9 protein-coding genes are annotated in these 11,317 nt (G+C 36.2%); all 9 read right to left on the reverse strand.

The window, feature by feature from the left end:
• Positions 1 to 119: 119 nt before the first annotated feature.
• The 9 genes from ACP6PL_RS21820 to ACP6PL_RS21860 all read right to left on the reverse strand — a co-directional run bounded on the left by ACP6PL_RS21820 (position 120) and on the right by ACP6PL_RS21860 (position 11,268).
• Positions 120 to 1,349: a bifunctional sterol desaturase/short chain dehydrogenase gene (locus tag ACP6PL_RS21820; protein WP_426547379.1), complete on the reverse strand. Its 1,230-nt coding sequence runs from the start codon at positions 1,347 to 1,349 to the stop codon at positions 120 to 122.
• Between the two features lie 281 nt (positions 1,350 to 1,630).
• On the reverse strand, positions 1,631 to 2,329 hold the full coding sequence (locus ACP6PL_RS21825) for a hypothetical protein (RefSeq protein WP_426547380.1): 699 nt from the start codon (positions 2,327 to 2,329) through the stop codon (positions 1,631 to 1,633).
• Positions 2,326 to 3,471: an AAA family ATPase gene (locus tag ACP6PL_RS21830; RefSeq protein WP_426547381.1), complete on the reverse strand. Its 1,146-nt coding sequence runs from the start codon at positions 3,469 to 3,471 to the stop codon at positions 2,326 to 2,328. Before ACP6PL_RS21830 ends, ACP6PL_RS21825 begins: the two co-directional genes overlap by 4 nt.
• 145 nt (positions 3,472 to 3,616) lie before the next feature.
• Complete coding sequence (locus tag ACP6PL_RS21835; RefSeq protein WP_426547382.1) at positions 3,617 to 4,537, reverse strand: 2-keto-4-pentenoate hydratase; 921 nt, start codon at positions 4,535 to 4,537, stop codon at positions 3,617 to 3,619.
• A gap of 27 nt (positions 4,538 to 4,564) precedes the next feature.
• Positions 4,565 to 5,602, reverse strand: coding sequence for a pentapeptide repeat-containing protein (locus tag ACP6PL_RS21840; RefSeq protein WP_426547383.1), 1,038 nt, complete (start codon positions 5,600 to 5,602; stop codon positions 4,565 to 4,567).
• A gap of 547 nt (positions 5,603 to 6,149) precedes the next feature.
• Positions 6,150 to 6,812, reverse strand: a complete 663-nt coding sequence (locus ACP6PL_RS21845; protein ID WP_426547384.1) for a pentapeptide repeat-containing protein — start codon at positions 6,810 to 6,812, stop codon at positions 6,150 to 6,152.
• A gap of 101 nt (positions 6,813 to 6,913) precedes the next feature.
• Complete coding sequence (locus ACP6PL_RS21850) at positions 6,914 to 7,486, reverse strand: Uma2 family endonuclease (protein ID WP_426547385.1); 573 nt, start codon at positions 7,484 to 7,486, stop codon at positions 6,914 to 6,916.
• A 48-nt stretch (positions 7,487 to 7,534) separates the two neighbouring features.
• Complete coding sequence (locus ACP6PL_RS21855) at positions 7,535 to 9,016, reverse strand: Uma2 family endonuclease (RefSeq protein ID WP_426547386.1); 1,482 nt, start codon at positions 9,014 to 9,016, stop codon at positions 7,535 to 7,537.
• Positions 9,017 to 9,750: 734 nt separating this feature from the next.
• A complete protein-coding gene (locus tag ACP6PL_RS21860; RefSeq protein ID WP_426547387.1) occupies positions 9,751 to 11,268 on the reverse strand; it encodes a glycoside hydrolase family protein in 1,518 nt (505 codons plus the stop codon).
• Positions 11,269 to 11,317: the final 49 nt, after the last annotated feature.

Consider the following 11,317-nt stretch of genomic DNA (forward strand, 5'->3'; position numbering starts at 1 on the left):
GCTTTAGCCCTATCTACAGTTCGGGCTAAAGCCCAACTACAAGCTTTAATTATAACTATTCAACCGGAGATGATATAAGATTTGATCGTAGAGGTTTGGAGACAAAACCCCTACCTTATTTATTTTGAAGTAAATAATTTAAAGTAGGTAGAAACGAAAAGTTCTTTGATAGGAATTGCTACAAAAGTTAAAGGGTTAATTGTGACGATAATTGTTCTAACATCTGCTTTTGCTAATTTAACTATCTGTTTTCCTACCCAGTCAGCAGACATAATTCCTACTGGATTCAAATTACTTTTAAACGGACCTAATATTAATTTTCTAATTACACAAGGAGCATCTAATCTGCGCAATGTAACTAAATCTCCAAGTGTTCTTTTTGTGAGTTCGTAAAGAGGACTAAATGCTGGATTAACTTCTGCTTCTGAGGTATTTACCCAGATTTCTTTACAGGCAATATCGGAATTTGTTTTGACTGTTTTGAGGAATATTTCTAACATTCGCCAGCTAGAAAATGTGTTTATTTCGTAGGATTTAGCGATCGCTTCTGCTGTCTTTTCTCCATGTACGTTAATGCCGTGGTTTAAGACTAAAATATCTACTTTTTCAAATAATTCTGCTAGTTTATCCTCTTGACCTATTTGCCAATTTATGGTATCTAGTTCTAAGTTTTTACCATCTATATCTAAGGTAATGGTCTGGTCTTTGGATGTTAGAGCAATAACTTTTGCCCCTGCTTGATTAAGGTGTTTCAGGAGACTTTGGCCTAAACTGCCAGAAGCACCTGTGACAGCTATTGTTTTACCTTTGAGGGAAAGTGCTGTACCCATAAGTTTATCTACTAAGGTGAGGGTTCCGCAGAAATAGGCATTTTGATTATCGAAGTGGTGGCGCCAATGGTAGGGACGGTTGACAAGCAAATTTGCGGGAGGCGTTAAAAATGCACCGGGAAGATGATTGATATCTGTAAGTTGGTCAGCGTTGGGAATACCTGTGGCGCGGGCGATCGCTGGAAAGAAGAAAGATAGGGTATAAAGAACTCCTGCGAGAGTTGCCCATTGATAGGAAGGCATCCAGACAAAAAACAAAGCCCAAAATAGCATACCAAAGCTTAACATTACCATAGATTCTGGCACATCGTGATACCAAGTAGCTTTTTGATAAATTTCTGTACTGACAATACTCAAGTCACGGCGGAAAACACGATGATGCCAACCATGCCATTTATAGAGGGGCGTCCAAATATGAGAAACTACATGATAAAGGTCTCGTATTAGTTCGGCAAAAAGTACAGAACCGAGAACTAGAGAAATATTAATTATCCAAGGGTTAAGTGGGGAAAATTGCATTAGGTTTACTACTAAATATAGCTACAGTCAGAAGTCAGTAGTCAGTAATCGGTAGGGGCGAATGGCCATTCGCCCCTACATTATTGCTCTGACTAAATTTGAGAGGCGCGAGAATGTCTGCGCCAGTAATAACAACTTCTATAATTAACAAAATTAAGATAAACATATTTTAAAGTAGCACTTTTTTCAGTTATCAGTTATCAGTTATCAGTTATCAGTAATTAGTTATGAATTTACAGTAGATCAAGTAGGGACATTCGCATTTTTGTTATGGAACATCCCTACTTGACAGATAATTCTTTTTTAATCATCTGGCAAAAATCTATAAAATATTTAAAGCTTTTTAAATGTTCTGCTTCTAATGCAACTCTCTTTTTTAATTCATCTAAATAGGATTCATTTTTAGCCTCTCCTGGATTTTTTTTAGAATAATTAATTTTCTTAGCTTTAAATATTTCTTTGAGATATGAAAAGTGAAATTGTGCATGATTATAATCTTGACTATAATTACCCATTAATTCTGGGTCTTTGACGGATACATCATAATATTGTGCATAATCTGAGAGAGGTTTTTCCAGAGGTTTTCTAGAGTCGAACATTTTTCTATTTCCTAATAGCCAAGTTTCGATACATCGGTTTTGAATAATGGAAACAAGCTCGACTTCTCCTAACTTTAAGCGTAGGTCTTTTTCGACAATAACATTTTCAATTTCTTGTTTTTTACTTGCCACTGTTTCTTCATCAGCATCAAGACAAATTACCAGGTAATTATATTTGTCTATTTCTTGGATTTTTTCAACTGCATTGAGAAGATATTCGCCAAGAATTGAAGGATAACCATAAGCGCTAACTAAACAGTAATCATTGTGCTTAACTTGATGATAATGTTGTACTTTTGTTAGTTCGGGTAGAAGATATTGCAGCCAAGCTCCATAAATTTTTTTCTCTGTTTTGCCTTCTAAAAGGAAATAAATATTCATTCTGCTTCTACCTCTTCGGGAGATTCTTCAAGGATATTAATTAGGTCGATAAAACCTTGATGTCGAGATTGGGAAATTCCTAATTCTTCAGGTTCTTTAACTGTGACTACATTGCCTTGGCGAGTGACAATTTTCCAATATTTATTTCCGATATTATTGATGATGTATGGATGGTGACTGGTAATAATAAATTGTAGTCTAGGATTTTCTAAGATTAAATCTGTGACACTATCAATACAATTCACTCCCAAACTATTTTCAAATTCATCAATTAGTATCACACTGCCTTCTGGAGATAAATATAATTCGCTAATGTACATTAATGTTTTCAACATTCCTGAAGAAATAGTATATGGTTGAATCCAATTATCAACTCCTCTTTCTTTTATGTAGACAATAGTACCTCCTATTAAAGATTCAATCGGTGGTTCAGGCAATCCATAATTAGTGAATATATGCCCTATTTTAATATCTTCTAATGTCTGAAATATTTCTATGAATGTATCTTTTATTTTGTGAAAAATTTCTGGTAGATATTGATAAGCTAAAGAGAATTTCATAAAAATAGAAATATTGCTTTCTTTAAGATCGTTGAGAGAGCAATTTTGGTATTTTTCTAATATATGAGTAGGTATTTTCAAAAGATTTTCAAAAGATTTGTCTGAATTTGTGATAATTTTATTAAACTCTTCTTTGACAGGACTAATATCTTCTTCTTGGTTAAGTAATTCTACAATACTTTGAAATGGTGATAATTTCGGAATCTGACTACCTTTAAATATAATTTTTTCTGAGTCTCTTTTAATTAAAAGTTGCTCATTTTTAGAGAGATTTTCAGAAATAATTTTAAACCCGGGTTGTTTCTCAGCATCATTTATGATTGTCTGTGTTACTTCCACAGCTTCAAATTCTCCTTGCCAACGATATGATATATTATCTTTGGTCAGAAAAGTGATATCCCAATACATTCCATTAAATGACTTGCCACTAGCAATTTCTTTGAGATATAAAATTGAGTTAATAATTTTAGTTTTTCCTGCACCAGAAACACCAACCAATAGGTTTAAATTAGCTAAAAATTCAATTGGTTTAAGATACCAAGATTGTGTGCGATCGCCAAATTCTAATTTTTGTATTTTCATTTTTTATCTATCTAAAGTTATTCTAGAAATCATATCACTTTGAAGACCTCTCCCCCAACCCCTCTCCTGCGAGGAAAGGGGATAAATCCCCCCCCTTCCCTTGCAGGGAAGGGGGTCGGGGGGTTAGGTTTTTAGCCCACATTAATTACTCAAATTTTACAAATATTTCCACAGTTTTATTCGGTTCTAAATCTATATATTGGGCACGAATGGTAGAATTTGATTTGACTGGAAGAAAGCTAGTCATACTCCCTAAAGAAAGTAAATCTCCTTCTTTCAATTCTTTTCCTTCTGCTTGCAAAGAATCTTTAATCCACAATACAACATTCAAGGGATTACCTAATAAATCACTACCATTTCCTGATGCTAATACTTTGCCATTTTCGTCTAACATTTCTATCCGTAAATTCTGCAAACGATTTTCCCATTCATCAGTATCAGCTACAAGAATAGGTTCACCTAAAATTCCTGTTCTTGCCCCAACATTAATTGCTAAAAGAGCGGGCGCATCTATCTTTATCTCTTGACTATAAACTAAATCTCCCAATTCAATAAATGGGATAACTGCATCTAAATATTTCAAGGTTTCTCTAGGAGTTTTAGCATTATTAATTTCTGCACTTCCTACCCTCATAATTAAGTCACCTTCTCCAATAGGGCGACTGCCAAGTTTAGCAGAAATAACACTACCATTTTCCAATAACATTTTTTCTAGAAAAACACCCCGCAAAGGCTGAGAAACATTGAAACTTTCTTGAGATTTTTGATTAGTTAATCCTGCTTTATAACCAACTACCGGACCGAGACTTTTACTAATTTCTCCTACAAACTGATTTTGAATTTTTTGTGCTTGGGGTAAAGTTAGATTTACTGTTGTTTTTACTTGAGTTTTTTGGAGGTAATTCTCTACTAGATTTTCTACCAACTGGGAATTATTATCTGGAGTAACTGTAGATGTAGAATTTTTGTCAGAAGTTTCTGTTTCTGGTGAAATTTTTGCTGTTTCAAAAGTGCAAGCTGAAACTAATGAGATTAAGAATAGAATAAGATATTTAGATATGTGCATGATTTTTAAGCTTTTAATCAGGTTTTGTTAGTCTTTTTTCCATATAGAACAATCAGGAGGATTTTTAGGATCGGAATCTTTATCTTGTTCAATTTCCTCTATTCTATCTTGGTTGGCTTGCTTGTCTTTAATCAATTTGCCTTCAACTTTTGTACTGTTTACATAAATTGCTTCTTTCCAATTGCAGGCTAATTTTATTTGTGCATTACTGAGGTTAGCTTCAATGAGGTTAGCTCCACTGAGGTTAGCTACACTGAGATTAGCTTCAATGAGGTCAACTCCACTGAGGTTAGCTCCACGGAGGTCAACTCCACTGAGGTCAGCTCCACTGAGGTCAGCCATACTGAGGTTAGCTCCACTTAGGTTAGCTCCACGGACTTTAGCTAGACTGAAGTTAGCTTCAATGAGGTTAGCTCCACTGAGGTTAGCTTCAATGAGGTTAGCTTCAATGAGGTTAGCTCCATTTAGGTTCGCTCCACGGAGTTTAGCTCTACTGAGGTTAGCTCCAATGAGGTCAGCGAAACTGAGGTCAGCTTTAATGAGGTTAGCCATACTGAGGTTAGCTCTACTGAGGTAAGCTCCACTGAGTTTAGCTACATTTAGGTTAGCTTTACTAAGGTTAGTTTTATTAAGCTTTAGACCAGACAAAGGAAATCCATCTTTATATAATCGTTCTACTGCTATTTTCACAACCCCAGATTGATCGTCTTCAGCATCATTAATAATAGTCCAGGTAGAAAAAAGTTTATTTTCTTTTTGTTCTTCTAAACCCGTTAACCAGGTTACTAAACTAACAATAATAGTAACATTTGCAAGCAAACCAATAATTTCTAAAGTTGCTGAATTTTTTAACAGATAATGTATATCTTCTAAAAATTTCTCAATAAAAGTTGTTTCCCACCAATCTGCAATACGTCTGATTAATCTGGTTTGTTTTTCAGAAGTTTTTTTGTTAGGGGATTGAATGTTTGGAGGAAAATAAAAACCTTGTTCTCTGAGATTTTCTATTCTTTCCTCTAATTTTTTGTTCTTTGATGTTTGTTTTCTCTTCTTTCTCATTATCATTATCTTTACGACTAGACTAAAAACCTAACCCCCCAACCCCCTTCCCTGCAAGGTAAGGGGGAGCATTTCTCCCCTCTCCTTGCAGGAGAGGGGTTGGGGGAGAGGTCTTTATTTATTCCGGAAAACCACATTTTCGTACAATAAAGAAGTAGTACATTTAAAATTAATGCTTTCTAATTTAACGGAAAATTCCTGTTGACTATCAGTTATTTCCTCAAGAGAATAAATAGTAAGTTTCCATTGATTTTTTTCATTAATTTGATAGCATTCAGTACATATCTTTTCTGAGTCAATAAAAATATAGTCACTACTGCTTTTTAGTTTTCCAGAAAGTTTTGTTAGTCTTATACCATTTCTCAAAAATCTTGCTATATTTAATTGGGTGGGGAAGTGTGGGAAGTGTGACAGGTGTAGGGAGAAGTAAACATAATAATAATTAACATTAACTGGCTAATAATTACGGGAAAAATTATTTTGCTTGTGCTAATTACTTAATAACTGAAGTGTTACACAAGTATAGCATTACTTTTGGTAATTGGTATTACTCCTATTTAGAACAATCAGGAGGAATTTCCGGATCGGAATCTTTATCTTGTTCAATCTCCTTGATTCTCTCTTGGTTTGCTTGCTTATCTTCAGGAATCCAATAGATGCCACCAGATTCATCTTCAACTCTTGTAGCGTTTACATAAATTGCTTCTTTCCAATAGCAGGCTAATTTTATTTGTGCATTACTGAGTTTTATTGCATTAAAAAGGTAAGCTCCACGGAAGTTAGTTCCACTGAGGTTAGCCTGCATGAAGATAGCTCCACTGAGGTTAGCCGCAAGAAGGTTAGCTCCACTGAGGTTAGCCGCAAGAAGGTTAGCTCCACTGAGGTTAGCCGCAAGAAGGTTAGCTTTACTGAGGTTAGCCTCTTCAAGGTAAGCTCCACTGAGGTTTGCACTGAGGTAAGCTCCACTAAGGTTAGCCCTCAAGAGATTAGCTTCACTGAGGTTAGCTCCACTGAGGTCAGTTTCATTAAGTTGTAGATCCAATAAAGAAAATCCATCTTTATGTAATCGTTCTACTGCAGTTTTCACAACCCCAGATTGATCGCCTTGACCATCATTAATAATACTCCAGGCAGCAAAAAGTTTTTCTTCTCTTCCTTCTTCACGCCCCCTTAACCAGCTCACTAAACCAAGGATAAGAGTAATATTGACAAGCAAACCAACAACATTTAAAACTGCGAAATTTGCTAAAAAATAGTCTATATCTTCTATAAATTTCTCAATAGGAGTTGTTTTCCACCAATCTGAAAAACGTCTGATTAATCTGTTTTTTTTTTATTTTCTTTATTTTTGTACAATAAAGAAGTAGTAAATTCAAAATTAATGCTTTCTAATTGAACCGAAAATTTCTGAGTATAAGTAGTAGATTTCCATTGATTTTTTTCATTTCGTTTATAGCATTCAATACATATATTTTCTGAATCAATAAGAATATATTCTTTGAGACTTTTTATCTGACGATAACGTTGGAGTTTTTTACCCCGGTCTAATGTTTTCGTACTTGGTGATAAAACTTCTACAATTAAACAGGGATAATAGATAATATTTCTAGATTCTCGATCTCGTGGGTCGCAACTGAGAACTACATCGGGATAGAAAAAATGACTATTGGTGGAAATGCCGACTTTAGTATCAGCCATTTCGACTTTACAGTTTTTTCCTTCCAGGTGACTTTTCAGAGCAGAAACTAAGTTGATGACAATATTATTATGAGAAAAAGTTTCTCTAGTCATCCCGTAGATTTCCCCATTGATGTATTCATATTTTATGGGTTGCTGTTGTTCCCATGCTAGATATTCTTCTGGAGTCATCCTTTGAGTTTGTTCAGTCATAAGAATTAATGATTAGTTTTCCAGAAAGTTTTATAGGTCTTTCTCCCATTAAGAACAATTAGGAGGAATTTCCGGATCGGAATCTTTATCTTGTTCAATTTCCTTGATTCTCTCTTGGTTAGCTTGCTTATCTTCAGGAACAACTTTGTCTTGAACTATTGTACTTTTTACATAAATTGCTTCTTTCCAATTGCAGGCTAATTTTATTTGTGCATTACTGAGTCTTATTGCATTAAAAAGGTGAGCTCCACGGAGGTTAGTTCTACTGAGGTCAGCGTCACTGAAGTTAGCTTCACGGAGGTAAGCTCCACTGAGGTCAGCTCCACTGAGGTTAGCTAGAGTGAGGCTAACTCCACTAAGGTTAGCTAGCCTGAGGTCAGCTCCACTGAGGTTAATTTCCATGAGTTCAGTATTACTAAGGTCGGCAAAACGGAGTTCAGCTCCACTGAGGTTAGCTAGAATGAGTTCAGCTCCACTAAGGTTAGCCCTTAAGAGATTAGCTCCACTGAGGTCAGTTGCAATGAGATTAGTTTCATTAAGTTCTAGACCCTCTAAAGAAAATCCATCTTTATGTAATCGTTCTACTGCTTTTTTCACAACCCCAGATTTATCACCTTGACCATCATTAATAATACTCCAGGTAGAAAAATGTTTTTCTTCTTGTCGTTCTTCACGCCCCGTGAACCAGCCCACTAAACTAAGGATAAGAGCAACATTAGCAAGCAAACCAACAACATTTAAAACTGCGAAATTTGCTAAAAAATAGTCTATATCTTCTATAAATTTCTCAACAGGAGTTGTTTCCCACCAATCTGCAAAACGTCTGATTAATCTGGTTTGTTTTTCAGGAGTTTCTTGGTTAGGAGATTGAATGTCTTCAGCAGAAGAAAAATCTTGTTGTTTCGGATTTTCTCTTCTGTCTTTTTCAAGATTTATTTTTTCCGGAAAAACTACATTTTCGTACAATAAAGAAGTAGTAAATTCAAAATTAATGCTTTCTAATTTAACCGAAAATTCCTGTTGACTATCAGCTATTTCCTCAAGAGAATAAGTAGTAAGTTCCCATTTATTTTTTTCATTAAGTTGATAGTATTCAATAGATATCTTTTCTGAGTCAATCAGAACATATTCTTGGAGACTTTTTATCTGACGATAATGTTCAAATTTTTTACCTCGATCAAAAGCTTCTGTACTTGATGATAAAACTTCTACAATTAAACAGGGATAATAGATAATATTTCTAGATTCTTGGTCTGGTGGGTCGCAACTCACAACTACATCGGGATAGAAAAAAGCACCGTTGGTAGAAACGCCGACTTTGGTATCTGCGGTTTGGACTTTACAGCTTTTTCCTTGCAGGTGACTTTTCAGGGCAGAGGCTAAGTTGAGAGCAATGTCATTGTGAGCAAGAGTTTCTCTTGTCATCCCGTAGACTTTGCCATTGAGATATTCATATTTCATGGGTTGCTGTTCTTCCCATGCTAGATATTCTTCTGGAGTCATCTTTTCAGTTTGAAATTGGGCAGTCATAATATAATATAAAATTCCGATAATTAGTTATTGTAAGTCATTGCGACTGGAACGGAGCCGAAGGAAACAATCTCGTAGCACCCCTGAGATTGCTATCCTGACGGACTGCTCCGCAAACGCTGTCGCTCGCAATGACTACTTTTCAGCAAAATTTGTAGGGTGTGTTAGACGGCTTAAATTTAGACTATGATAGGTATTTAACAATCCGTCGTAACGCACCATTGCATAATTGTCAATCTACTAATTAGAGGAAGTTATCTCTTAAAAATTTGCTCAGGACTTATATTATGTGCCCCCTTCGGGGGAGCTACGCTAACGGTTAAATAGTTATTATAATTAAAGTTCGTAGTAGGGCTTTAGCCCGAACTGTAGATAGGGCTGAAGCCCTACTACAAACCATATACTTTATTATAAGTAATTATCCGTTAGCGTAGCTCCCCCGGAGGGGGCACATCATATTACGTAGTGTCGCTATATATGGTGTATAATTCAGTATTCTTCTGGGTATTTTTACTATAATTAGTGCTGTTGTGTAAGTCCTGTTGCAATAGCAACAAAGCCGGATGAAACTGTCCACTACTGCTACGGTGCGTTACGGCGCAATGTAATGTTTTACAGTCCAACGCTAGTTTGTGGTAAGCGCCTTTTCATGTCGGCTCTTAGCCGAAACGCACCCTACTGAATACTGATCCTACGGTGCGTTACGGCTTTTCAGTCAAATCATAATATCCAATTTACAACCTACATGACTTCCTTTCCCTGGTTTCTTCAATATTTTGCCAACCATAAGAAAAATGACTAATACCATTTATCTGAGGAGTCGCTCTCCTAATAGCTTGCATTTGTATTTCCAAAGAAGGGCGATTTTTAAAAGGTTCCCCCCAAACACCAGCGATCGCCGGAATAATTTTTACTCCATCAGATGCCATACTCACAACTCTCTCCACTTTAGAAACAATACAACTAGGGTCGCGATCGCCACAAGCTCCATAAGACATCGGATGCCATTCCATCGAAGTCGGAAATTGATCCCAAGGTTGGAGGCGAGAGTCAAAACCATTATTTCGTACTCTTCTATTCCCACCAGGGAAAAAGACAGCACCAGTAGACAAACCTTTTTGCTTTACTGGTTGAGTTGCCAGTTGGAGAAAATCTAATATTCCTTGAGCAGCATGAGCAACACTCAATTCCCAAACTTGTCTTCCTGAACCTCCTTTCGGTAGTTTGTCGCCATTAGGAGAGAGTGAAAAGAAATTTTGCCACTTCGGAGTTCCCCTGGAAGAAACAGCATAAATATCTCCAGAAGTAACATACCCCTTGTCTAAAAATCTTCTAATTAATTCCTTTCCTGCTTCATTTTTAGCGCGTTGTAATAGTACATTCCGAGAAGCTTCACCATATATCCATAAATCTTTTACACCATCCGCTACAGAGTCACTCCCCACTCCCCGCAAATAACGAACATAGTCAAATAAAACTCCTTGAGGTTGGCGTTTTAACACCTCATTCACCATAACGCTATAATCTTGACGTGCTTCCGGACTGTAAGGATCTACAAAAGTATGGAAAGCATGACTCGCACCTAACTGGTTGTGTAAACTAACATTATCTGGAATTACTTCGAGAGTTGTTTGACCTCTACCATTACGCGCTAAAGCTTGTTGACGGTTGGGGAGTTGGGAATAGGTGTACCCGAAGTTCATAGTAAATACCCAACCATAAGCACGCAAACCTCTTTCTTTTGCCTTTCTCAGACTATCAGCCAATAAATCGACATTTTCATAACCAGGTACACGGAGTACAGACGGCCAAACTGTGGGGTTATTTGCTGCGGGGAGAAGCACTTGCCCGTCATAGAATGCTTCTATATATACTTGGTTATAGCCTTGATTGACAATTTTGTCTAGTATTCTATCAATTTCTCCTGGTCTAGCATCACAAGGATATATTCGTAACCAAATACCTTGATTTCTCGGCCAATTTCTCAGGCGACAATTACCAACTGCTCTGCTATGTTGAATATGAATATCTTGATATTGTTTTTCTGCATCTTTATCTCCTCCTAAAACTGCTTGCCGGAGGTTTTCTTTTTCGGCGATCGCTTCTGGTGATAACCGACAATAAATGTCTGTTTGTGCTTGTACTTTTGGAGGAAACCACAGGAAGGGGTTTACTGCCAGACTAAATAAAATACCTACTAAACTACTTATATGGAAACATTTTCTAGTTTTGATTTTTGTCAAGGTATTCATTAATTGATAATTGATAATGGATAATTGATAATTACCTCTGGTTAAAACC

This window comes from Dapis purpurea BLCC-M126, assembly GCF_050015975.1.
Classification (GTDB): domain Bacteria; phylum Cyanobacteriota; class Cyanobacteriia; order Cyanobacteriales; family Microcoleaceae; genus Trichodesmium.

Coding starts and splice junctions, on each gene's coding strand:
- ACP6PL_RS21820 (WP_426547379.1), bottom strand. CDS start 1,349: ATGCAATTTTCCCCACTTAACCCTTGGATAATTAATATTTCTCTAGTT.
- ACP6PL_RS21855 (WP_426547386.1), bottom strand. CDS start 9,016: ATGACTGCCCAATTTCAAACTGAAAAGATGACTCCAGAAGAATATCTA.
- ACP6PL_RS21850 (WP_426547385.1), bottom strand. CDS start 7,486: ATGACTGAACAAACTCAAAGGATGACTCCAGAAGAATATCTAGCATGG.
- ACP6PL_RS21840 (WP_426547383.1), bottom strand. CDS start 5,602: ATGATAATGAGAAAGAAGAGAAAACAAACATCAAAGAACAAAAAATTA.
- ACP6PL_RS21825 (WP_426547380.1), bottom strand. CDS start 2,329: ATGAATATTTATTTCCTTTTAGAAGGCAAAACAGAGAAAAAAATTTAT.
- ACP6PL_RS21830 (WP_426547381.1), bottom strand. CDS start 3,471: ATGAAAATACAAAAATTAGAATTTGGCGATCGCACACAATCTTGGTAT.
- ACP6PL_RS21835 (WP_426547382.1), bottom strand. CDS start 4,537: ATGCACATATCTAAATATCTTATTCTATTCTTAATCTCATTAGTTTCA.
- ACP6PL_RS21860 (WP_426547387.1), bottom strand. CDS start 11,268: ATGAATACCTTGACAAAAATCAAAACTAGAAAATGTTTCCATATAAGT.